A 25744-nucleotide genomic window follows, 5' to 3' on the forward strand; every position below is an offset into this window, starting at 1 on the left:
CTTCCTTACGCTTTTTGTGTGCCTAAGTTTGCAAGCACATCTAAAATTTCTTTATAGAATTCTTCACGGGTACTACCGCGATGAATTTCTTTATATAACTCACCATCTTGAATGAATAAAATACGTTGACAGTAACTTGCGCTGTAAGGATCATGCGTAACCATCATAATGGATACACCTTGCTCTTTATTTAAGCTTGTCATGGCATTAAGTAAACTCGTTGCATTTTTAGAATCTAGGGATCCAGTCGGCTCGTCTCCCAAAATAATTGCTGGTTCATGAACTAACGCACGTGCTGCTGCGGAACGTTGCTTTTGTCCACCAGATACTTCAGAAGGATATTTTTGAAGTATAGCTGTAATGCCTAACATATCAGCTACTTTTTCTACTTTCTTTCCAATATTACGAGATGAAACACCTTGAAGTGAAAGTGGGAGTGCGATATTTTCATAGATAGATAAATTCTCCAATAAGTTAAAGTCTTGGAAAATGAATCCTAACTTTTGTGAACGAAAATCAGAAAGTTCACCCTGCTTCATCCTCGTAATATCCGTTCCTGCAATTTCAACAACGCCACCTGTCGCTTTATCTAACGTTGAAATTACATTTAATAATGTTGTTTTACCAGAACCAGAAGGCCCCATAATACCAACAAACTCTCCCTCTTGAATTGAGAATGATACACCTTTTAATGCGTGTGATTGATTCTCACCTTTTTTACCGTACAATTTTTGAATGTTTTTTACATCTACAACTGGTTTTATCATTTATATCCTCCTACTTTTTTATTTCATTACAATAAGCTACTATGTTTGTTTACTACTAACAAAATAGACACGTTGCATTCACCCTAAAGCTACAATGAAATCTTTTCTTTTATCTTCTTTGCTCACCTCATCACTTTGAATACATCCATGATAAACTATGAAAATTAGGAAACACCCCGTAAAATCCTTAAGAATTCTTAAGTTTTAAAAAAAAGCTTATGGAATCTGTAATTCCATAAGCCAGTCTATTTGATTGAATGTTCAACAATAAAAGACATCCAACCATCTTTATATTCTGCATGTATATTACCATGATGAAGTTCAACAATTCTTTTTGCGATAGCAAGTCCCAGTCCATTTCCCTGGTCATCTTTTCTTGCCTTGTCCCCTCTGAAAAACCTTTCAAACAATTTATTTGGATCGCTAACAGGCGGTCTCTCGACTTTATTTGATACTTTCAAAATTGCCTTGTTACCTATTAGTTCAAGACATATAGATAATTCGGATGGTTTCATGCTGTACTTTATCGCATTCATAAAGAGATTTTCATATACACGTACCATTTTTTCTACATCTATGAAGATAGGTATTGTTTCTTCCGCGATAGATCTTTGAACGATTAAACTTTTCTTTTCAAATATAGGTATGTATTCTCCAACTATTTGTTCCAACAAACCTGATAAATCAACTTCATTAAGGTTTAACTTAGCATCTATACCTGATAAACGAGTATACTCAAACAGCTCATCAATTAAATATTTCAGTCTCTGTGACTTTGAATACGTGGTTTCAAGGTATTCCTGTAATTGTATGTTACTGTTGTATTGCCCTCTTTTTAATAAATCTATATAGCCAATAATAGATGTTAAAGGTGTGCGTAAATCATGAGATACATTGGTGATAAGTTCATTTTTTGTACGTTCTAATTGTCTTTCTTGTTCAAATGTATTCTCCAATTCCTTGGACATATAGTTGATATTTTGAGCAAGTTGGGTCAATTCGTCCTTCCCCTTAATCCCAATTGTTAAACCCAGTTTTCCATTTGCAATATCATTCACATTTTCCGAAATGAGCTTCAAATATACTATTTTCTTTCGAACCAATAGCAAAAAGATTACTATAAAGTTTAAGATTGCGAACGTAAATAAGAACAACATTGCGAGTCTCACTTCAAATATGCCAAAATCTTCGTGTTTTATAAAAAATGGATCTATGACGTATTGCACAATGAGGATTGTTAAACCAAATGAAATAAAAAAACTAATTGCAACAGCACCAAGAAGTTTTATAATAATCTTATTTCTGAAACTAACATTCTTCATATTTTATACCCAATTCCCCAAACAGTTTTAATATAAATGGGATGTTTAGAATCTTCTTCAATTTTGTCTCTTATTTTTGTAATATGCACCATGACGGTATTATCTGATTTATAAAAAACCTCTTTCCAAACTGCTTCATATATTTTTGCTACACTCAGGACAATCCCTTTGTTGCGGGCGAGTAGTTCGAGAATAGCAAACTCTTTTGGAGTTAACCTTGTTTCTTTTCCCCTTACCCATACTTGACGAGTATCTGTATTCACGGTTAAGTCACCAATTTCTAGAATGCTTTTATTATGTTCTATGGACGTATTGTATTTTTTAAACCTTCTTAATTGGGATTTTACCCTAGCAATTAATTCTAGTGGGTTAAACGGTTTTGATAAATAATCGTCTGCACCAGAGGCTAGGCCCTGAATTTTGTCTATATCCTCAGATTTTGCAGATAGCATAATGATAGGCATATTGCGATCTTCCCTAATTTTCATACATGCTTCAATGCCATCCATATTCGGCATCATAATATCTAAAATAATCAAATCAAATTCCTTTTCTTCTAACAGTTGTAAAGCTTGTATAGCATCTTCTGCCTTTTGAGTTTTTAGGCCTTCATTTTCCAGATATACCGAGATAAGATTTCTAATCTCTTTATCATCATCAACAATAAGAATTTTTGACTCCATTTTATTCCTCCACATTAAATGCAATAAGTATTCAATAAAGCATATATTTGTTGTTAGTTAATAAACTTAATAGAGATGGTTTCTATCTTTTTTCTTTACTTAAGACGATTTTTTGTAAAATACATAAAAAGATCGTCACAGTATTGTGACGAAAAAACAAGAAAATTTCAATAACTAATACTATTATTATTTATTTTTAGCTTTTAAGACACCCAGCGCTATTTTGGTTGCTTCTGCAATAAGCTTATCATCGTATTTAGCATCCTCTTTATCATGATTAGAAAGTATCGCAAGAACAATTGGCTTTTTATTTGGTGGCCAAATAATTGCGATATCATTTCTGGTTCCATAAGATCCCGATCCCGTCTTATCAGCTACTTCCCATCCTCCTGGAACTCCAGCACGAATTAAGTTGTCTCCCGTAGTATTCCTTTTCATCCAATCTATTAATAAATCCCGTTTCTCAGTTGAAAGTACATCTCCTAGCGTAAAAGCCTGAAGACTAGTAGCTAATGCCTTTGGGGTACTAGTATCATGTACGTCTCCTGGATGTACTTCGTTTAACTCTGGTTCAAAACGTTCAGGATTTGTAACGGTATCTCCTATTTCTCTCAGTGATTTTTTGAATTCACTAGGTCCACCTAATTGTTTAAGAATAAGATTTTGTGCAGTATTATCACTATATCGAAGGGAAGCATCTGCAAGCTCTTTCAGAGTCATACCCCTATCAACATACTTTTCTGTAATTGGATTGTAATTAACAAGATCTTCACGAGTATACAAAACTCTTTGATTTAGATCTTCTATTGATTTCTTTTGTAAAAGTACTCCCACAGCTAAAGCTTTGTGGGTAGATGCGTATGCAAACCGTTTATCTGATTGATACGTAACGGTTTGATTCGTATCAGTGTCCAATGCATAAATACCGAGTTTAGCATCAAATTCTTTTTCAAGTTTAGCAAAAGAATCATTACCGTTAGTTTCTTGTTTGGTTTGATTTGTTTGTTTCGTTTGTTTAGGTAATTCAGATTGAGTATTACCATCGGAACAGCCTATAAGCGTTGCACATGAAAGAAATACTACAGGTACCATCTTTTTGTAATGTAAAATGTTAAAAAACTTGTTTAAGACTATCATACATTTTCAACCTCTTTCAAGAATATATAGTTTTTCTAGGTATTATACATATCGATACAATTAAAGAGTGTATCGGATATCACTCTTCTTGCATTTCACTTTTCATAAAGTGAAATGCAAGAAGCCCTCACCAATCGGGCTTTTACGGGCAAATAGCGGGATAAAATGAGCGAACTATCATGAACCCCTGTTTTATGCGTATAATTAATAGACAACCTAAGTAACAAGTTTGTTCCATTTTTATCAGTAGTCGTATCTAGAAACCTAAAAAATTCCATTTAGAAGATCTAAATGGAATTTTTCACTCATATAATCCTATCTATAGTTAAACGAATAAGATTAAATAAATTTAAATTTTCTTGTTTTATCTACTAAACTGTTTAGGCATTTCTTTAACGTGCTTATCATCATCACGCCAATCATAGTTTTCTTTCTGCGAAACATCTAAAGTTTGATCTCCAATTCTAACAATATTCTTATTTACCCATTCAATATATGGATTGGTATCTGGATAATTCCAATATATATTTTTCTCTGAATCTGTATCAAGGTTAACTAATTCACCCCTAACCATAGAACTAATATCATATTATACCATTAAATAAATGGTATAATATATCAAAAATAAAAATCCTCCCGTAATAGTATTATAAAAAGGGCATGTGATGGTCTCCCTATTTATAAAGTGAAACTTTAATCCCCCTCACCAATCGGGCTACCCGTCAATGCGGGATAAACATGAAAATTCCCCTTTAAGAAAAATATAAAAAATCAGACTGTATACTTGAATTGCTCTTCGCATGAGAATATACTAATAAAGCAGGCTATGACGTTCCTTCCTTCTAACTTCTTTGGCGAAATAGGGATGTTACTTTCCTGCTAAACACATAGGCTATGACAATTCTTCCTTCTTTGTAGAAATTTCAAATTGTTTTAGAGTTGTCAATTTCCTATGAAAATAATTAGACTATAAAACCTCTTTCTTCTTTAGGTTTGAATAAACTTTAGTTTATCAACCATTGATGTAGAGGTTTTCTTTTCTTAATTAACAAATTACCACTTAACAACTAAATGTTATACCCCTAATTTTTCACTAAAAAATAGCTTTATACCCTCAGTGCATTTCTCTACAATTAGTGTGTTTATGCATGTAAAAATAAAAATCTACCACTGAAAGGAGGACAGTCGGACTATTCCCCCTCTTTTATAAGGAGTGAATAGCTGGCGTTCTCATGAAAAATTCTATTTACATAAGAAGAAGTTTGAAAGTAATTATAAAAAGAGAAGAAAATAAACTACCGAACATTTATTTAGCCACTGTTTTAAAAAACTTGGAAAGTTTAGGATTTACTTTTTCCGAGCCTTTAATAGAAGAGTTGCAAACACTTTCGGTTGATGCATTCACATCTTTTTACAAAGAGTTGGTAAAACATTTAAAAGAAATGGTTGGTGCACATATTCAGTTTACTCCTATGTATCCAAACTTTCCGCAACAAATGATGGATTTAAGTGACGCTGATTTATACATCAATGCCGTTATTCACTATGTGACGTTGTGCCTACCTATATCAAAAGTAGAAGAACGACTTCCTCTTTTAGATAGCGTTGATTTGAAAGTGATTGACTTAGGAAGTGAAGAAGATTTCAATCAAATGATTTCTCAATTGATTAGTGCAAACAGCTCTATTTCCTCAACTGATAAGACAGATGTAGAATGGGCTATTACACACACTGAAGATGTTTCCTGTTTTCTACCTAATGTAATTCCTCATAAGGAAAATATGTCTTTTATAATCGGGGTTTTATTAATAAACAGAAAAATATCAGCCGATGCTGCTGCAAAGTATTTTAAAACAGCAACTGATGTTCTTCGCCTTGCAGTTGCTTTATCTGAAGGTGATGTGAGTTTAGCATCCTCCGTTCGATTCAAGAAGTTTAACCGAGCCGAAAGACGCTTCCTTTTAGGATTGTTAGAGCAATGTGGAAACATTACCGAAGATATGATTCGATACAAAAAACGTTGGATTCGTTTAGGTGAAATTCTTCATCCAGCAGAATATCATACTCGTTTCCCAAAAACCCACCGAGCATTTGAGATGCTTCGCAACAACATTAAAGTTGAAACATTTAATGGAAAAATAGAAGCAGCTTTGTTGAATCGTGATATCATGACAGCGAAAAATCTTTTAAAAACTCGCCCAGGGGAATTTGCCAGACGTTTGGATCATTTAATCCGTTTATGTAGTAATAAGTCAACAGATGTTTTCAATATTCTCGAAGATTTTCTAAGTATAATAGGAAACGTTTCTACTCCTGTATTACTTCAACTCACGGCTCATTTTAAGCATCGAAATGATAAAAATGAATTTCGTACCTTTTTTCCAAAGGGAAATGTAGCAAAAGCTATAGGTATTGAAAATACACTTCCATTTATCTCAGAGGATATTTGTTTAATGATTGTAAAAATGTGTGAAGATACTTTAAAAAATCGCTTCGCAGAACTTCCAAGTCTCGGAAAAGTATTTTTGGATGAACAGTTAAAAAATCACTTAGTTCCCTTCTCTCAACGTTCAGCCAGCAAATCGCTTCGCACATTATCTCGAGGGAGTAAAGTAGATTTGCCAGAAGGAGATACGATTCGTTTTTTCCTATGGTGGAAAGAAGGCTATGTGGATGGACAACATACAGGACGCGTTGACATTGATTTGTCTGCTGCAATGTACGACGAAGATTGGCAATACAAAGAACATGTCTCCTTCACGAACTTACGTTCAAAAAATTTCAAAGCCTACCATAGCGGAGATATTACTTCTGCACCAAAGGGGGCATCTGAATTCATTGATTTCGATATTCCGTCTGTGCTGAAATATGGTGGACGCTATGTAGTCATGACTTTGCTTTCTTACACAGATCAACCATATAAAGATTTACCAGAATGCTTTACTGGTTGGATGGTTCGTCAATATCCTGGTTCAGGTGAAATATTTGAACCTTCTACTGTTCAAGATAAAGTGGATATTACTGCCGACACCCAAATCTCTATTCCAGTTATTTTAGACTTAAAGGAACGAAAATTGATTTGGACAGATTTGTCTCTTACAAGAGATCTAACATATGATAATACCATCGAGGCTAATCAAAAAGGTATGATACTAGTTGGAAAGGCTTTAACTAATTTAGTTAAACCGAATTTATATGACTTGTTCCGATTACATATTGAAGCTAGAGGTGAACTCGTTCAAGAAATCGAAGAAGCAGAAAGCATTTTTTCTTTGGATAAAGGGATTACTCCTTTCGATATCGAAAAAATAATATCTGATTTTATTGCTGACCCACAAGACTAACTACATTACAAACATTGATAATGTGTGGAAAATATCCATGTATAACGTCTATGTGAAACAGGACCTGATAGATGAATATCAGGTCCTGTTTTTTATTTAGTAGATACTAAATAGTCCGGTTAATCACTATTCATCTAAATACACTATACTAATAAAGTGAAATTTATTCGAAAGAAATTCATTAGTTAATACGTAACTAATTAAGAAACATTCATATACCAGCCCAAACATCTTTTCCATATCGCCCTTCATCTTGCACACGATCCAACCAATTTCTTGCTTCTTGTTCACTGACTTCATGAATTTCTTGATATGCTTGACAAAGGGTATCTTCTACATCCGGAGCCATTTTACTTCCATCACCACATATATAAAGATGTGCTCCATTATCTAATAACGAAATTAAATTGATTCTATCTTGTTTTATTAAATGCTGTACATATGTTTTTGGATGTCCCTCTAGACGAGAAAAAGCTGTGTGTAAAGAGATTAATCCATCTCTTTCATCATTTTCTAGTTCTGTACGATAGAGATAATCTTTTTCAGGATGACGACAACCAAAATATAGATGCGCTTGTCCTAAATTAATACCTCTTTGCTTTTGAACACGACGCGCTTGCAAGAATCCACGGAATGGTGCAATTCCAGTACCTGGCCCAACCATAATAATTGGTGTTTCTGGATCTTTAGGTAATTCAAAGTTTGATTGTGGCGTTCGAATGAAACAGATAATCTCATCTTTATTATGACGCTGAGCTAAGTAATTAGAAGCGACTCCTTCATATGTCCCTTCCCCACTCCATGCAGGCGCATTAACAACACCGACCGTAATGCTCAGACGATTCTGTGCAACGAGTGGAGAGCTTGAAATAGAATAGTAACGCGGTTTGAGCGCAGGAAGAAGTTCTAAAAAACGTTCAAATCGGATTTCACAAGCCTCATACTTTTCAAGAAGGTCCAACATTGAAATCCGTTTCTTTAGTATTTGTTCATGGTAAACTCCTTCTTCTAATAATGCTTCCAATTCTTTTTTATGAGGAGGACATGCTGTGAATGTTACCATTTCTCGTATTTGTGCACGAGTGGCTGCTTCTTGAACTTCGACACTATAACTAAGAAGGTCCAATAAACTAACAGGACTGTCTAAAGGTATGTGATTTATACTCCGTCCACTTGCACTCAGTATGACTTGATCCTTTCCGTTTAATCCAAAGCGTTTTAAAATTCGATTAACATTCTTCTCGCTATTAATTGGCAGCACTCCAAGGTGGTCTCCTTCTTGATATGTAGCGCCTTCTGGCAAGGATACCTCGATATGTCGTGTACTTCTATCGCTGCTGGATGATTGGAGTTCACGATTTTCTAGTATAGATGCATAAACTGCTTCATATGTTCGTGCAAGAGGAGATCCTCCAAGACGACTGACAAATTGCAGACTCAAAGTACTGCGCTCTTTTTCCATATTTTTGTTGAGTTCCAATCCAAATGCCTTCATCGCATCAGACCACATGCTTTGTTTCCATTGCTCAAGCTGTTCCTCAAAATCACCACTTGCATCCGCTTCTCCGCGTTTAGAAAACCTTGTTGCTCCTTTTTGAGCCATCTGCTCATCAATGTATCTTGGAATCCGTTGATAGGTACTAGCCCAATTATGATCTCCACAACCAAAAACTGCGTATTGAACCCCTTTTAGCTCATCTGGTTTTAGTTCCTCCAACCATTGCACAAACTGCCCTGCATTACTTGGCGGTTTTCCATTATAAGAAGAAGTCACAATAAGTACCGCTCCTTCTTTTGGCAAACTTCCAATTCGATCGTTAAGAGCTACCACTTCCGTTTGAACTCCTTCTAAACTAGCTGTATCTGCTAATTCTCTTGCAATCCCTTCTGCTACACCTGTATCCGAGCCATACAGAACAAGAAGTGAAAGATTATCGGCCCCAATAATAGAAGGTGTCTTCTGGACGTGTTGCTTAATTTCATCGTTTTTCAGCTTGTCCTCTGTAGGTGCAAGAACAGTAGGATGACTAATAGTTTGTTTTCGGGGTAGAATCCTAATCTTAAAATCACCGGGCTTTAGCGTTAATGTTTGTTTTACGTCCAGCTGATAGTTTTGATAATCGATTAATTCAAAATGTTGAAGAAGCATTCCCATTACAAGAGTGGCTTCATGAAGTGCAAATTGCATACCGATACATGCTCTCTGGCCATTTCCAAATGGCTTATAAGCATGATGAGGAACCTTATCCAGCTCTTCAAATCGTTCAGGTTGGAATTCTTCCACATTGTCTCCCCATGCATCTTTATCCCTATGTAGCTGTGGAATAAGAACAGAAATACGATCTTCTCCTTTCTTAATTGGGTATTTCCCGCCAATCACTGTATCTTCTTTTGCATAGAGACTGAATGCTGGAGCGGTAGGCCATAGACGTAGCGATTCATTTAAAATCATCCGTATATACTTTAGTTTCATAACTTGTTGGTATGTTGGAGTAGGATCTGTCAAAACACGGTCTACTTCTTCATAGGCTTTTTTCAACTTATCCGGATTCTTTAATAAAAAGTAAATTGCAAAAGATAACAATCCACTTGTTGTCTCATGTCCAGCTATTAAAAAGGTAATAATTTGGAAACGAATATTTTCATCATCTAATTTTTCACCAGTTTCCGGATCTGGCACATTTAACATACGGGAAAGTAAATCATTTTCTTCCTGATTTCCACTACTTTTACGTTCAGCAATAATATTATCTACTAAAGAAAACATGGATTGAATATCATGCTGAAATTGACGTTTCGTTCTCCACATAAGTTTGTCTTCTATATCTAACCGCTGCAATTGGTGCATCGCCTCATCTAGAGCACGGCTCATGCTAGTAATAAAAGGATGAGGGGTCTCACGATAAAAGCTATTAAATCGGTAATTAAAACCACATAGACCAATTGTATCTAACGTAAGGCGAGTCATATCCTCCGGAACATCTACGTTTTCATTCGGATTAAGCCGTGCCCATTTTTGAACGAGTTGTACAGCAAGATCGACCATCATGGCATGGTAATCTTTCATTGCCCGTTGGCTAAATGTAGGCATCAAAATATTATGAGCTTTTTTCCAGTTAGGCTCGTGAGTCTCGCTAGTAAATAATCCGTCCCCAGCAAAGGCACGAACTTTTGCTAAAGCACCCTCTATACTTTTATCGAACCGCGTTTCGTCACAGACTTCTGCTACCAATTCATGTCCAGAAACGACAATGATGGTATCACTTAAAGTTTGAATTTGAAAAATGGGACCATACTCTTCCGCTATCTTGATAAAGGATAGGGTCGGTTTATCTTTATCGATTAATGGGAGATTACCCAGCGGTCCATATGTTTTCGGCTGAGGAATGGCAGATACTTTTTTTTCCATTTAAAACACCCTTTCAAAAAAGCATGAAATAAAGATATGTAATTGATTACCTTATTTTATCTTTTCCCTAACTATTCATGATTATGATATTACGTATAAGCTTGGCAATTAGATTTATAACTTGTAGAAAAATACTAAATTAAAATGAAGCGAATAAATATAATTGGAGCCTTTTAATGTTGGTGTTAAAAGATAATCTAAACTTGTAATGTTTATGAGAAATTGCAAACAGATCTCATCTCTTGTATTTGTTTATAAAAATGATTATTTTGATTCATTTTCTTCTAAAACACCCAAAAATAGAGAAGTTGACGAGCTTAAGATTGTAGTATTCGAAAAATCAGTAGTTTAGTTAAACCAATACGATAAGCAAGTATACCGTGTTACTAATGAAAGAGGACCTGATATGAATATCAGGTCCTCTTTCACCACATAATTATTTCACTGCTTCTTTCAGTTCTTTTCCAGCTTTAAATACCGGCGCCTTAGCAGCAAACAACTTGTAGGAATCATTATCTAACGTTTTATTCTTCTCTACCGATTTAACTTCTCGACAGCCTCTGCACTTGTATCTACACGTTTAACGAAAAAAACTAATAGTAGTGCAACAACATTCATGCCAAGCGCTACATAGAATGAATACTGAATTCCAGATAATAAAGCCTTTTGAGTTACTATTGCCTTCGTAGTTTCTGTGAAGGTTGTTGGATCTATATCAGACATTAAACTTTCAACTTTTGTTTTTGTTACAGAATTCATAATCGTAACAAGAATAGCCGTACCAATCGAACCGGACACTTGTTGAGCTGTATTATTAACAGCTGTACCGTGCGGATTTAAACGAGTTGGTAATTGATTAAGACCATTTGTCATAAGTGGCATCATCACCATCGCCATCCCAAACATCCGCAGTGTGTAAATAAGAATAATATGTGTGTGACTAGAGTCGAGTTGCAGGTTTGCTAGCATATAAGTTGAAACGGCTGTAATGGAAAGTCCTACTATACCAAGAATACGAGGACCATATTTATCAAATAGTTTACCTGTAATTGGTGACATAATCCCCATTATTACCGCACCTGGAAGCATCATCAGCCCAGAGCTCAGCGGTGAAATACCCCGGACGTTTTGTACATAAGCTGGGGTTAAAATCATACCCGAAAACATGGCCACTGCATTAACAATTGCAATTACAGACGCAAGTGCAAACATTGGGTACTTGTAAACACGTAAATCCAATAACGGCTCATTCATTTTTAATTGACGAATAATGAAAGCAATTAGGGCAATAGCGCCTATGATTAAGGTTGTTAAAACAACTTTATTTGTCCAACCATCGGAGCTCGCAGAACTGAATCCATATAACAAACCGCCAAAACCGACAGAAGATAATAGTAATGAGAGATAATCAAGTTTTGCATTTTTGTTTTGTTTCATGACATTCTCAGATTTCCAAATCCCTAACAGTAAGCTAATGATTGCTAACGGTAAAATCATTTCAAAAAGCAAACGCCAGTCATAATACTCTACAATATAACCTGATAGTGTCGGTCCAATTGCTGGAGCTGTAATCATAACTAGTCCAAAAATCCCCATTGCTGTTCCCCTTTTTTCTCTTGGAAAGCTTACTAGCATAATATTCATTAACAAAGGCCCCATAACTGAAGAGCCTGCCGCTTGAACCATCCGACCAGTAAGTAATAAACCAAAATTCGGCGCTACAGCCGCTAAGGCAGTACCAAGAATAAAAATCAACATAGATGTAATAAATAGGCTTCTATTCGAGAAACGCGTTATTAAAAATGCTGATGCCGGAATTAATATACCACTTACAAGCATATACCCTGTAGAAAGCCACTGGATCGTTGAATAATCTTGAATGTCTAAATCTTTCATTATTGATGGCAAGGCTACATTTAAAAGCGAGTTATTTAGAAATGAAACAAATGCCCCAATAAAAAGAATTACAAGCATTAAATATGGTGGTTTTCTTTTATGTAATGTTTCACTCATATATTTAATTGCCCCTTCATTATAAATTTCATTAATTCATTTAAATCGTTTACATATTTGCACAAGAAAACATTACCCTTGCAGTATTTTGCCAAACTCTTCGAATGGATATTCTCTTTTTAGCAATTCCACTTGCTCAACATACCATTTTAAAATCTTTTTGTTGATGAAACCTTTATAAAAACGTTTGTTAACGGAATTTAAATTAGGCTAAAATATATAAAAGAAGCAACTGAAAATACCCTTCTAAAATAAAGTGAAACTTTAAATCAACAAGTCCACACACCCATTCCTTTAAATACAGGCTTGTAGATCTAGTTATGTAACCATCCATAAAAAGGAATATTACATAGGCTAAGTCTAACATTACATTTTTAAAGTGAGGAGAATAAGCGTATGGACCAATATTGGTATTTGAATCCAAAGGGAAACGGGGAACAATATACTAACCAAATTTCATTATATTCACAGCCCGAAATAACTAAATCTGAGGTAATGAATGATTTGAAGATTCCTGAGAATTGGAGTTATCGAGTCTATCCAGTTAGTTGGGATTCATCAGCCAATTATACGGGATTCAATCCCCAACCCCCTCCCTTCTCTTGGGGGCAGCAGCCAATCAATTATGCAGGGATAATGCCACAAGGTCATCCTGCCAATTGGACTCCATTACCAGGCCATGCAGGTTTTAATTTTCAAAAACCTCCCTTCCCCTGGGCCCAACCATTCAATCATGCAGGGATGTTCGCACAAGGTCAGCTTGCCGCTTTATTATCTCCGCCAGCCAAGCCTTTTCATATCAATACCAATAACTCGGGTGTTTTTGGAAACCCTCCAGGATGGGGTAGTCCGTGGGCCCCAATGGGATGGGGAAATAACGGAGGTAACGGTCAGCTAGGAATGCTTGGAAACTTATTTACAGCAGGAAAAGGCACCATGAGTGGAATAGGAATGATTAGTAGTCTAATCGGGATGGGGAAATTCTTCTTTTAGTTAATTAAAGTGATAGAATTGGTCCGCAGCTCAGACATTCCAACAAAATATTTCATTTTCCATTGATTTAATGTTTTCAAACATGTACTCCTCAATATATTTATTGTGTGCTTCCAATACTCCATCCAAGTTCGTCTCCTTGTCTTTCAATTTATAAAAAAATCTGTTGTAACTCTTTAGACAACAATTCCAGTTCATACAAAATCAATAAGTTCACAACAAAAACGCTATCCTTTCCTATGATTATAGGGAAAGAATAGCGTTTTTGTTACGTAACGATTAAGTTGTTTCATTCTTATTTATTCAATAATTTCATTGTCATTTCTCTGCATTTTTAGCCTGATAGCGATATGATTATACCCCGTAAAATGCCATTTCTTTTACTTATGCTTTGCTAAAAATTCTGTTATGCGACGATATACATATATTTCATTTTCTTTTTTTGAAAATCCATGCCCTTCATCGTCTAATACTAGGTATTCTACATCTACTCCTTGTTCTTGCAACGCGTGAAAAATTTGATCCGATTCTTCCTTTACAACTCGTGGATCATTTGCCCCTTGGATGATAAGGAGTGGTTTATTCATTTGATTTAAGTAAGTAATTGGTGAATCTTGTATAAGCTTATCTTTATCATTATTAATATCACCTATTAAATTAACTGCAAGCGGTTTCCAATTTTCAGGCATAGATTCGATAAAACTAAATAAATTGCTAGGTCCAAAAATGTCAATGGCTGCACGGAAATACTCTGAATGACGCCCGTGAAGCAATAAGGTCATATATCCTCCATAACTACCGCCCATAACAAATAATTTATCAGGAGTTGATATCCCCTGTTCAAATAACCATTCGATCCCTGCTACACAATCTAAACGCGGTGCTTCTCCCCAATCACCTTCAATCATTTTTGTAAACGTTGAACCATATCTTGTACTACCTCTAAAGTTTGGCGCAAAAATATTATATCCCTGCCTTAATAAATATTGAAATAATGCTCTGAAATCTTTCGTCTCAGCACTTTGTGGACCACCATGAGGCCAAAATATTGTATATCCGTTTTGTACTTCTCCTTTCGACCGGAATAATAATGCTTCTATGTTTAATCCATCAAAAGAGGCATATGTTATAACATCCGGTTCAACAAAAGAAGATTCAGATAGACCAATAACATAGTTTTTTGTTAATGCTGCCCATTCTGTATCTCTATTCTTCTTGTAATAGATGTTTGCTGTTTTCGTCGCACTTTCACCTAGTAAATATAAATGTTCCGATTTTGTAATTTCAATTTGACTTATCGTATCTACCGGAGAATTCAATAGAATTAACTCTTTTTTATCCCATACAAATTTATATAACCTATCTGTAACACCTTTCGACGAAACAATGTAGCCATTTTTTGTTTCAGCATGCCATTTTATATCGGATATATCTTCCTTCTCTATTTTACAGATTGGTTTGAATTCCTGTTTATTTAAATCAAAAGAAGCTACATAGGAAAACTCTTCTTCATAATTTGTAACGAAAATCACTGTATTTTCATCAATATAAGAAATAGAGCCTACAGTATGTTCTTTCTCACTGGAAGGTACTAAACAAATAAGTTCTTCTCCCTTTTTTACATATCCTACATTATACGTATTACTATATGACTTTAAAACAATGTAACTTGATTCATTCGGACTTACTGCCTCTACATATGTAGGTGTCTCCACACCAGTTAACAACAGCGTATCTTCTTTTGTGCGTATATTATAACAACGAGAGTTTAAGAACATTGGGTTATCTTTACTTGTGACATAGTATAATCGTTCCCCATCCTCTGTTAAATGCACAAAGTAATCCTTTTCTGTCTCTCCTGCTGGAATCAATTCAAGCAATCCACCACCCTCTGGTTTTAATGCATAAATATGATAATTTTCATCCCCATCTTTATCAAATCCAGCTAAAATAAATCGATTTAAAGAATCCGTTTTAATAAAATTGCTTGATTGATTACAATATGTTAATGGATAAGGGGATAAATTGGGTAAATCCATCGCCCATAAATTAGAATGACCATTTAAGTTTGTACTAAAAATTAATTTCCCTTCATCTTCACTAACTGTAAACCTACCAATACTATAGGATCTAAAAAATTGTTCAGCAGCTTCCATAGGAAATTGAATCATCTTTCTTCCTCCACTCTACCTTATATCTAAAAATTCAGAACATCTTATATATAAAGATTCTACATTTTCCTATTTATCCCTTTTTGGTTTTATTTAGATTTACTTCTACCTTCTACTTCTTCTTATTAACATTACATAACGATGCGGAGAGTTTTTTAAACAACTCTTCTTTTAGCCGTGAATATATTCTTTACTATTTCACGATTACTTCTCATTCGATATTTCTCACTAATTATCCCTCAAAGCGAAAAATAAGCGGGGAATTAGAGAGCAAAATCTACCATATACTTTTATTCAGCTAACTTCTCACCAGTAACAATCTTCATAAAAGCAGCTGCGTCTTTCTCTGCTAATTGAGCGTACTGATTATTCCCCGCCATTATTTCTACTTTATCCTTATTAGGACTAATCCACATTTGATATAAAACAGCTTTCGCTTCTATTTTCGGATTTTTAAACTGAAAAACAAACTGATAATCAGCTGAACGAGACATTTCCACCTTTTTATTTTCAAAGTTAGTATCATTTAATATTTTCTTTACTTGCAATACTTTATTCTTGTCTGTAACTACCTTCAAATCCTCATAATGATTATCACCAGCATGTTTTTGTACTTCGATTGTTTGATCATGATTTCCTATATTATTTGAACAGCTGGTTACTACAAATAAACAAATCACGCTGAAGACTAAATACAAACTTCTCATTTGCATAGCGCTCTCCGCCTTTAGTGTATATAATAGTTCACTTCCATTACGCTTTTAAAATGTAAAATAAGAATACACCCCATAAACTACAAATAAGATTAATAGAATAGAAATGCCGAGTACCGTATATATGATCCATTTTAAATTTGAGTTCATATAATCCTCCTCCTACTCCCCGACAATTCCAGTATATAACAAAAAAGCATTGGTTACCCAATGCTTTTTACACTTACGCAAATAGAGACGTATTCGCATATAAAGCTGGTGAACCACCTGAATGTACGAATAAAATATTTTCTTCCTTATTAAATTTACCTTTTCTAATTAAGTCGATTAATCCCGCTACCGCCTTACCTGTATACACTGGATCAAGTAAAATACCTTCTGTTTTCGCAAGTAACTGAACTGCCTCTACCATTTCCGGCGTTGGTAACGCATAGCCTGGCCCTACATATTCATCAAAGCACGTAACAGCGTCGCGCGGGATAAAGTTTGGAATACCAACGTGTGCTGAAGTTTCATCTACAAGTTTTGCTACTTTCTCTTCTTGCTCAGCTTTTCCTCTACTTACGTTAATCCCGATTACAGGAATATGGCTTTGTGTTCCAGAAAAACCAGTAATTAAACCAGCATGCATACCGCCGCTACCACTTACACAAACAACTGAACTGAAATCAATTCCTTGCTCAAATGATTGCCCCATAATTTCTTGCGCACAAGCAACGTATCCCATAGCGCCCGTAGGGTTTGATCCACCAACTGGAATTACATATGGTGTACTACCTTTTTCACTTACTTCTTTTGCTACTTTATGCATTTCTTCCATCAGGTCTGCTCCGTTCGGTACAACAATGACATTCTCAGCACCTAATAAGTGATATAAGAAATAGTTTCCGTTAAAGTCTCTCTTCTCTTCTGGCTCAAGCCCTTCCTCTAATACAAGAATACATTTCATTTTTTCTTTTACCGCAGCAGCAAGTGTCAGGCGGCAATGATTTGACTGAATACCACCAGCTGTAATTAACGTATCTGCACCCTTTTCCTGTGCATCTGCAACTAGAAATTCTAACTTTCTCGTCTTATTGCCACCGGCTGTTAAACCAAGTAAATCATCTCGTTTAAAATAAATAGTCGGGCCACCAAGTGCTTCAGAAAAATTGTTTAACTTTTCAATTGGTGTATATGATTCTGTATATTTTTTTCTCGGGAATTTAGCTAAATTCATTGTAACGCTCCTTTTGTACTTCTTTCACAATATATGTAACGTTACTATTATTACACGTAAAAATGGTGAAGTCATCTTTCTCGGTTAAAAATGTATTAGAATTTCATTTTGATAAGTAAAACCGTATTAATGATTTTAACTTAATTACGGTACATGAAATTTATATCAACGATTTTTTAAATATATCGTTCATTACTTACAATATATCAACGATTTTTCAAATATATCGATCGTAACTTGCAGTATATCAACGATTTTCTTAATATATCGATCTATCGACAAAAAACGACAGACAGGCAACCCCTTTCTCATCAACAAAAAAAGAGCCCACACATTCAAATGTGGACTCCCTCCAATCACTTATTTACCGAAAAACGAAGTAACTGTGTTAATCCCGGCTCTAAATTCATTTCACCTTTGTGGCGTACGTATACGACTTTATCCCCATCAAAATTCGGAGGGTTTGCTTTACTATACGTATGCCACTCATTCGTTCCTTCTATAGAATACTCCATATATTCAGTTGCACCGACAATTATATTTTTACTATCATCTGTCGTTACATTTGGTGCCATCTGCGCAATTTTTGAATCACTAATTAATAACTTCTTTATATCCTTATCACGTTTGTAATCGTAAGCTGTCACAATTACATCGTTACCATATGCTTTCACTTGTAACCCTTGTTTAAATGAATAGCCATCTGGAGCAGTTTTCTCTCCTCCATTTGGTCCTGCTGACATCCAACCTGTTTCAATCCCGCCCGTATTTACAACAGTGAAACCTTTTTCATCTCCGCCTTTAATTTTCTTTTTACCAGCCCAGTCAGGTAAGTTTAAATCCCAATGCGTATGACTCGTGAAGAAAACAACTTGCGGATAGTCTTTTAATATATCGTACAATTTATCCACGTTTAAATAATCTTGTAAGTACGGCGATTGCCTTGATCCAGATACTGTATCAGGTAAAACGTGATGAGAGAAAATGAAGATTGGCTTATTTTTATCTTTTTGACTGTACTCTTCTAAATTTTGTTTTAACCAACCTAATTGCTCATCACTCATATATACTTCGTCCCACATTTTTGAATCGTGGTATTTCATATATTTTTCAGTTCCTAAAAATAGAAGCGGATAACCGTCTAATTCTTTTTTATGATATACCTTTTCTTGTCCACTAAATTTCAGATAGCGGTTAAATAAAGTTTCCTCATTTACACCATTTGGCCATGTACTTTGAGAGAGTTTCCCATCTGCTGTCCATTTACCAGCATAAAACTCATGATTCCCAACAGTAGACCATACATTTTCTGGATGCTTATTTTTATTTAACACACGCTTTACATCATCATATTGTGACTGTTGTCCAGTCGGCGTTATATCCCCATTCATAATAAGCGCTCTAGAAAGTGGCGTCACTTTGTTCATATCTTTTAGCACATGATCAAAATCCCCTAAATCACCTTGAATATCACTAATAACATTAAAAGTTGTAGCTGATTTTCGGGCTTGCTCTTTCCCTTCCGCATGCACTGAAAACGTCGGTAATAATGCCGCCATAACTGCTAACGAAGCAACCGTCTTTTTCATACAAATTCTCCCCCTAATAATAGAATGTACAAACTGACATGTTCTGCTTTCTCTTAGGTGCTTGTCCAATTCACATTATAGGGGGAGAATGTAAAGATTAATGGAATAAAAAATTAAGTGTTTTTTAAGAGATTTTGTCTTTTTTACACACTCCACAATTAGCAATTCGCGCCAATCTAGCTTTCTAGCCTTTTACATTACATAAATGTAAATGAATATGATGAATCTCTTAGTTTAATATGTTGTCTTTTTAATCTCTGTTATATAACCGCCACAAAATATGCTATCTTTTCAAGTTCTCTTTCTTTAATAAACGTTACTCCTCTTTTAATTCGCTTTAAAATTATAAATCGGCTTAATAATATGTTTAATATCAATTGTTTCTTTTGTATTCTCAATAATCTCATCCATTGGCTTATATACCATTGGCGCTTCATCTAAAGTACTTTCTGCAACAGATGTAGTCCAAACCTCTGTCATTGTATTTTGAAAATCCTCTAAGTTAAGTACTTCTTTCGCCTTCTTACGGCTCATAATACGTCCTGCTCCATGTGGTCCAGAAAAGTTCCAATCTGGATTCCCTTTACCAAATGCAATGATAGAACCGTCTCTCATATTAATTGGAATGATTACTCGTTCATCTTTCTGAGCTGAAATAGCACCTTTTCGTAGAATCATATTTTCCATATCGATGTAGTTATGAATTGTAGTGAATTGATCTGATACTTTCCAATCCATTTTAGTGACGATTTCATCAATCATTGCTTTACGATTTAACTCCGCATATTTTTGTGCAATTTTCATATCATTCATGTAATCTTTAAATCCTTGTCCTTCTAAATAAGCTAATTCTTTGCGAATCACCGGTTTCTTAATTTTACGTAAAGCTTCATGTATTTCTTGTTGTCTGCCTTCTTTCGTTAAACGTTCAATGATTTCCTCTTTAATCGATTTAACGTTAATAAGTTGCTCGTAAGCAAAGTTTTGGTAATACTCTGCTACTTGTTTCCCTAAATTACGCGAACCACTATGAATGACAATGTATACATTTCCTTTATCATCCTCATTCAGTTCGACAAAATGATTGCCCCCGCCAAGTGTACCAATACTTTTTTGAGCACGTTGCAATGTAAACGGGGCTCTTACACTATCAAAATCAATCATTTTTGAAAATCTATGTTCCTTATCTCGAATACGAAAACCACTTGGGACAAATTTACGTATCGTTTCGTCTAAGTGATCGAAGTTGATTTCCTCTTTTTTCTTATTAATCATCACAACTTCCATGCCACAACCAATATCGTACTTACCTTCCAGTTTCCTGAAAGAGTGGACTATACCTTCTCTACAGTCATCGAGATATGCAGTCTCTACTGTAGGCTCACCGTATTAATTATTCCTCTTCAATTCAAAATGGATGAGGAATAATTCTGTACCTTAGTCTGCTAACATGGTACAAGTCTCTGAACCATTCGATTATGTCACCATAACCACTGGCTGCTGATTACCCTCGCCTTTTATCGTTAGGGTTCCCAGTCAATTGAGTGAGTAGTTTAAAGTCTGAGCCGATTAGTTAACCCCGACTAAATTAGGAACAATCTTATCTTGAATTGTCATTGTTGTCCCAATCGTACAACCTGCGCCCGCATGTGTATCTGGCATAATACGAATCTTGCTATCCTTTACAAATTCTTGGTTACAAAGATCAATAATTTGACCTGCTGCCGTTTCTTCTACATTCGTAGTATACACTTTCGCTTCATTGTATTTTCCTCGTAATTTCAACATCTTCTAATTCCCCTTTCCTTTAGTTTCTACAAACATTAATTTATATATATTATATATTTATATTTTCCACCACTACAGCTCATTTCCTTTTTTATAAAAAAAGACACAGAGATTCCTCCCCATGCCTACTAATTTCTTACCTTTTCACCGCATGTACATAATGCACCGTCTCAAAAGCTTCTAAATAATCGTTTCGTCCTTCAAAATATAATTTATTTATGTCTTCTGGCGATAAATGCTCATACATGAGTAAGCCCGCCTTCTCTAACAGTGCTTCCATTTCAGCATAAGAATAACATGATTTCATCGGTTCTCCGCCTACCGCAGCCATTTTCACCATATTTTCAACTCGATTGGACAGTCCCTTTTCTGTAAACAAGTTTTCATCGGGATAATCAAAAACGATAGAACTACCTGCCGGAACCATCTCGAATAAACATTCTAATAAACTAGCAAGTTCCTCTTTCGTTAAATAGTACGTAACACCTAAAAGGCTAAAGAAAGTCTTTTTATGTTCAAATCCTTCATTGCGTAACTGTTCATAGGAAAATCCTTTCGTAAAATCCATTGAAACAAAATGAAGGTTTTTTGGAACTTCAAGTTCTGTTTCTTTTATTCTTTCCTTCTTAAACACCTGCGTAGAAGGATGATCCACTTCAAATATTTCTATTTTATTTTCTAATTCTCGGTGTCTAAAACTGAACGTATCTAAGCCTGCACCGAGTATGACGTATTGTTTCGCTCCTAATGTAATTTCATGTAGTAATACTCTTTCACAATATGCAGCACGTGCTAAAGGTGTTGGTGATAACTGAACTTGCGTAATCCAATTTAATATTTCTTTTGGATTGTCTTGAAACTGCTCTGCAATGTCTTTATTGAAAAAGTGAATCCCTTGAACCATGTTCGTTTCAATATTGTTACGTTCTTTTTGTGAAATGAAATCTTTAGCTACATAATCATCAAAGATTTTAGGATTATCAAATTCACTATGATACGCCCTTCCGAAAGCTGATACTAACGACGTTACACTTACTTCACCTTGTTTCACGCACATACACTCTCCTTCATTTTCACAACAAAAATAGGGTTCCCCTGGCCAGGAGAACCCTATTATACACCTTATTTTTATATTGGTAAATTATATCATAAATAAGTTTTTTTGTCAAGTTTTCAGCCTACTAACGCTCCAATAATTTGTGTAATCTCTAACAGGAAGATTTCGATCTACATCGAATATTCCAGTTTATAACAACACAAATGGAGGTCGTCATGAAAAGATTAGTCATCATTACAGTAGGAAAAACACACAGTGGAAAAACTACATTTGCAAAAGAGCTAGAAAAAGAGTTACCTAATTCTTTTATTATGGACCAAGACAACCAAGCTGAATTTATTAACACACATTATGAAAAATTACAGCCGACAGAAGGATCAAATACACTAAAGCACGGTCTTTCAAAATTCATTGTTGATTATGCGAAAGAACATACAAATTTACACCTTATTATTTGTAACTCCAATCGCAGTAAAAACGGAAGATTCTATTTACTAAACGAATTATTTCCACAGAATGAATATGTACGCATATTAGTTCACTTTGACATCCCAGATGATGTACTTTATGAAAGAGTAGGCCTTAGTAAACGAAGTACAAATATTTTTAGGGGAAACTATTCCAGTTTCAAAGAAGTCCTCCACCGCCAACAAGTTAAATCACTACATGAAGATGTAGTAGATCCTATAGAAAATGAAGCTGATTATTTGTTTGTTATTCGTAACAGTAAGGATGTAAACTCTACTATATTAAAAATTGTCCATCTTGCTAAAGAGTTCTCCCCTACTCCAAAATAAGAGACTATAAAAATTACATAATCATAGATTATTATGCAAATACTTCCTCTAGACGGCGCAGATGGTATATAATGATGGAAGAATCTACTTCTATATGCTCATTTTTACACAAAACAGCTCATGCATATGAAAGAAAAGAGGTACAAAAATATGAAAACAAAACAAACAATCGCTGCGTCTACACTAGCTTTAGCAATGATTGCTGGCGCAAACTCTGCTCATGCAGAAGTAAATGATGCTACTCCTCAGCAAAGTACGGGAGATCGATTAGCTGAAATTAAGCAACATAAACAAGAGTTAGATGCGAAATTACAGCAACACAAAGAAAACGTGGATCAAACATTAAATGAACTTAACAAAGTTAAGGAAAATGTTGATACTAAGGTGAATGAACTACATGAACGTAAACAAGTTGCTGATGAAAAGATTAACGAAGTTAAACAGCATAAACAAGAACTAGATGCAAAACTTCAGCAAGACAAACAAATCGCCGAAGATAAAATCGCTGAAATTAAAGAGCATAAAAAACAAGTAGAAGATAAAGTTGCTGAAGTAAAAGAGCATAAGCAAAATATCGATAACAAAGTGAATGAGATTAAAGAACATAAACAAACTGTCGATGAAAAAGTGAATGAAATGAAGCAACATAAAGAGAACATTGATCAAAAGGTTAATGAACTTAAGGAAGTTAAAAAACAAGTAGATGAAAAATTAGCTGAGTTAAAGAAAGCGAAACAAACTGCTGAAGACAAACTCGCTGAACTAAAAGAAAACAAGCCGAATACTGGTAACACGTTAGAGGAACTTAAGAAAATTAAAAGCAATTTAGACAGTCTTTCCGCTAACTTAGAATTAGCTAAACAAGATGTAAAAAACAAACTAGCTGTTTTACAAGAAGCTAGACAAGATTTAATCAATAAAATTAACGAAATTAAACAATCGAAACAAACTGTTTCAGATGATTTATCAAAGAAAAAACAAGACCTAGATATTAAAATTAACGACTTTAAGCATACTGAGAAAAAAATTGACGACAAATTAGCTGAGTTACATACAACGAAGCAAAATGTTGATAACAAGATTAATGAAGTATCACAGTCTAAACAAACGCAAGCAGATAATGGTACTAAAAACAATAACACTAAAGAACTTCCTAACGCTGGTAGCGAGCAATCAAACAATATGGCTCTAGGAATGCTATCTGTATTAGGCGGGATTTTATTAGTAACACGCAATAAAATTAAAACCTTATTCTCAAAATAAAGCCATTATACTTATTAAAAACAATTATACAAAGGCCAACCGCATTGAAGTGCACCCCAATTGTTAGACACAGTCTAACAATTGGAGGTGCATTTTTTATGGCTAAATTTTCTTCAAAAGAAAAAATCCAAGCGGTGAAACGATATTTAGATGGTACAGAAAGTGGAAAAATAATTGCTAAATCTATAGGAGTTAACCCTAGCGTACTTCGTGAGTGGATTAGACGATATGAGTCTTCAGGTGAAAAGGCCTTTGAAAAGTGCTATACATTCTACCCAGCCCAGTATAAACTAGATGTACTTTATTATATGAATGAACACGGGACATCTATCAGAGAAACAGCGGCACTTTTCAATATACCGTCTTATGAAACACTTCGGAAATGGAAAATAGCTTATGAAACAGGAGGATTGGATGCCCTACAATCAAAGAAAAAGGGGCATCCAACCATGAAAGATAAAAAAATAAAACCAGTAGATGAAGGATCAATCGAAGCCTTACAAGCGGAAAATGAGCGTTTACGTATGGAAAATGCATATTTAAAAAAGTTGAATGCCTTAGTTCAAAACAAAGAAAAATCACCAAACAAGACAAAGCGCAAGTAATCTACGAGTTAAGGCATGAATTTCCTATCAAGGAGTTACTTCAACTCGCAAACATTCCACGTAGTACGTACTATTACTGGATGAAACATTTTAATCGTCCTGATCCAAATGCGGAGGTAAAAGAACTGATTCAAGCTATTTATAATGAACACGATGGGTGTTATGGTTATCGTCGTATTCGTGATGAACTTATGAATCGTGGACACAAAGTAAATCATAAAAAAGTATATCGCCTTATGAAAGAATTAGGGTTAAAATGTCTGGTTCGTATGAAAAAATATCGCTCTTACAAAGGGACAGTTGGGAAAATTGCGCCAAATATTTTAAATCGCAACTTCCAAGCTGAAAAACCAAATGAAAAGTGGGTTACAGATATTACGGAGTTTAAGTTATTTGGGGAGAAGTTATACCTATCACCAATGTTGGATTTATTTAATGGTGAAATTATCACGTATACAATTAGTTCCAGACCGACCTATTCCCTTGTTTCAACGATGTTGGACCAAGCCCTTTATTGTGTAACCGATCCGGATAAACTCCTCATTCACTCTGATCAAGGTTGGCACTATCAAATGAAACAATACCGTCATTCTCTTAAGAATTGTGGCATAACTCAAAGTATGTCTCGCAAAGGAAACTGTTATGACAATGCCGTTATTGAAAATTTCTTCGGTATCATGAAATCGGAATTTCTGTATCGAAAAGAATTTGAAAGTATAACACATTTCAAACAAGAATTAGCAAAGTATATAGAATACTATAATCATAAAAGAATTAAGGCAAAATTAAAGGGTATGAGCCCAGTACAATACCGGGCTCATACCCTAGAGGCTGCCTAATGAAACGACCTGTCTAACTTTCGGGGGTCACTTCA

At 34.9% G+C, this 25744-nt stretch carries 18 protein-coding genes and 1 pseudogene; 5 read left to right on the forward strand and 14 right to left on the reverse strand.

Features of this window, described 5'->3' with window-relative positions:
• Window positions 1-5: 5 nt before the first annotated feature.
• The 5 genes and pseudogenes from ACO6VI_RS25605 to ACO6VI_RS25625 form a co-directional block, all read right to left on the reverse strand.
• A complete protein-coding gene (locus ACO6VI_RS25605; RefSeq protein ID WP_153593060.1) occupies window positions 6-767 on the reverse strand; it encodes an ABC transporter ATP-binding protein in 762 nt (253 codons plus the stop codon).
• 245 nt (window positions 768-1012) lie between these two features.
• Window positions 1013-2089 (reverse strand): HAMP domain-containing sensor histidine kinase, encoded by a 1077-nt coding sequence (locus tag ACO6VI_RS25610; RefSeq protein WP_063547914.1) that lies wholly within the window; start codon window positions 2087-2089, stop codon window positions 1013-1015.
• Entirely contained in the window at window positions 2086-2772 is a 687-nt protein-coding gene (locus ACO6VI_RS25615) for a response regulator transcription factor (RefSeq protein WP_016081007.1), read from the reverse strand. Before ACO6VI_RS25615 ends, ACO6VI_RS25610 begins: the two co-directional genes overlap by 4 nt.
• A gap of 186 nt (window positions 2773-2958) precedes the next feature.
• Entirely contained in the window at window positions 2959-3909 is a 951-nt protein-coding gene (gene bla / locus ACO6VI_RS25620; RefSeq protein ID WP_088020614.1) for a class A beta-lactamase, read from the reverse strand.
• Window positions 3910-4273: 364 nt separating this feature from the next.
• A pseudogene (locus tag ACO6VI_RS25625) lies at window positions 4274-4480 on the reverse strand (DUF5412 family protein); the annotation flags it as partial.
• 661 nt (window positions 4481-5141) lie between these two features.
• Here ACO6VI_RS25625 and ACO6VI_RS25630 point away from each other — a divergent pair.
• Window positions 5142-7253 (forward strand): TerD family protein, encoded by a 2112-nt coding sequence (locus ACO6VI_RS25630; RefSeq protein ID WP_063547918.1) that lies wholly within the window; start codon window positions 5142-5144, stop codon window positions 7251-7253.
• Window positions 7254-7464: 211 nt separating this feature from the next.
• Here ACO6VI_RS25630 and cypD read toward each other — a convergent pair whose 3' ends face one another.
• Complete coding sequence (cypD, locus tag ACO6VI_RS25635) at window positions 7465-10662, reverse strand: bifunctional P-450/NADPH--P450 reductase (RefSeq protein ID WP_063547920.1); 3198 nt, start codon at window positions 10660-10662, stop codon at window positions 7465-7467.
• 534 nt (window positions 10663-11196) lie between these two features.
• Window positions 11197-12675: a DHA2 family efflux MFS transporter permease subunit gene (locus ACO6VI_RS25640; protein ID WP_023522461.1), complete on the reverse strand. Its 1479-nt coding sequence runs from the start codon at window positions 12673-12675 to the stop codon at window positions 11197-11199.
• Between the two features lie 396 nt (window positions 12676-13071).
• On the opposite strand from ACO6VI_RS25640, the gene ACO6VI_RS25645 reads away from it, so the two are divergent.
• Window positions 13072-13668, forward strand: coding sequence for a hypothetical protein (locus ACO6VI_RS25645; RefSeq protein ID WP_063547922.1), 597 nt, complete (start codon window positions 13072-13074; stop codon window positions 13666-13668).
• A gap of 380 nt (window positions 13669-14048) precedes the next feature.
• Here ACO6VI_RS25645 and ACO6VI_RS25650 read toward each other — a convergent pair whose 3' ends face one another.
• From ACO6VI_RS25650 to ACO6VI_RS25680, 7 genes are all read right to left on the reverse strand, one after another.
• Window positions 14049-15839, reverse strand: coding sequence for a S9 family peptidase (locus ACO6VI_RS25650; protein WP_063547924.1), 1791 nt, complete (start codon window positions 15837-15839; stop codon window positions 14049-14051).
• Window positions 15840-16129: 290 nt separating this feature from the next.
• Window positions 16130-16552, reverse strand: a complete 423-nt coding sequence (locus ACO6VI_RS25655; protein WP_088020612.1) for a hypothetical protein — start codon at window positions 16550-16552, stop codon at window positions 16130-16132.
• Between the two features lie 223 nt (window positions 16553-16775).
• Window positions 16776-17771, reverse strand: coding sequence for a D-cysteine desulfhydrase (locus tag ACO6VI_RS25660; RefSeq protein WP_023522464.1), 996 nt, complete (start codon window positions 17769-17771; stop codon window positions 16776-16778).
• 356 nt (window positions 17772-18127) lie between these two features.
• Window positions 18128-19360 carry a DUF4073 domain-containing protein gene (locus ACO6VI_RS25665; RefSeq protein WP_063547930.1) on the reverse strand — a complete coding sequence of 411 codons (1233 nt, stop codon included), beginning with the start codon at window positions 19358-19360 and terminating at the stop codon, window positions 18128-18130.
• Between the two features lie 327 nt (window positions 19361-19687).
• Window positions 19688-20647, reverse strand: coding sequence for an RtcB family protein (locus ACO6VI_RS25670; RefSeq protein ID WP_098840554.1), 960 nt, complete (start codon window positions 20645-20647; stop codon window positions 19688-19690).
• Window positions 20648-20929: 282 nt separating this feature from the next.
• Entirely contained in the window at window positions 20930-21148 is a 219-nt protein-coding gene (locus ACO6VI_RS25675) for an RtcB family protein (RefSeq protein ID WP_000916247.1), read from the reverse strand.
• A 136-nt stretch (window positions 21149-21284) separates the two neighbouring features.
• Window positions 21285-22205, reverse strand: a complete 921-nt coding sequence (locus ACO6VI_RS25680) for a class I SAM-dependent methyltransferase (RefSeq protein ID WP_080469842.1) — start codon at window positions 22203-22205, stop codon at window positions 21285-21287.
• A 215-nt stretch (window positions 22206-22420) separates the two neighbouring features.
• On the opposite strand from ACO6VI_RS25680, the gene ACO6VI_RS25685 reads away from it, so the two are divergent.
• The 3 genes from ACO6VI_RS25685 (at window position 22421) to ACO6VI_RS25695 (ending at window position 25709) form a co-directional block, all read left to right on the forward strand.
• The gene (locus tag ACO6VI_RS25685; RefSeq protein ID WP_063547936.1) at window positions 22421-23002 is read left to right on the forward strand and encodes an AAA family ATPase; all 582 of its coding nucleotides are present in this window, start codon (window positions 22421-22423) and stop codon (window positions 23000-23002) included.
• 150 nt (window positions 23003-23152) lie between these two features.
• A complete protein-coding gene (locus ACO6VI_RS25690) occupies window positions 23153-24265 on the forward strand; it encodes an LPXTG cell wall anchor domain-containing protein (RefSeq protein WP_088020608.1) in 1113 nt (370 codons plus the stop codon).
• A 98-nt stretch (window positions 24266-24363) separates the two neighbouring features.
• A protein-coding gene (locus tag ACO6VI_RS25695; protein ID WP_098840180.1) for an IS3-like element ISBth10 family transposase occupies window positions 24364-25709 on the forward strand; the annotation gives its coding sequence in 2 pieces (ribosomal slippage) (window positions 24364-24805 and window positions 24805-25709; 1347 coding nt in all).
• Window positions 25710-25744 lie beyond the last annotated feature (35 nt).

It is taken from the genome of Bacillus sp. PSXD-155 (assembly GCF_049310765.1).
Classification (GTDB): domain Bacteria; phylum Bacillota; class Bacilli; order Bacillales; family Bacillaceae_G; genus Bacillus_A; species Bacillus_A cereus.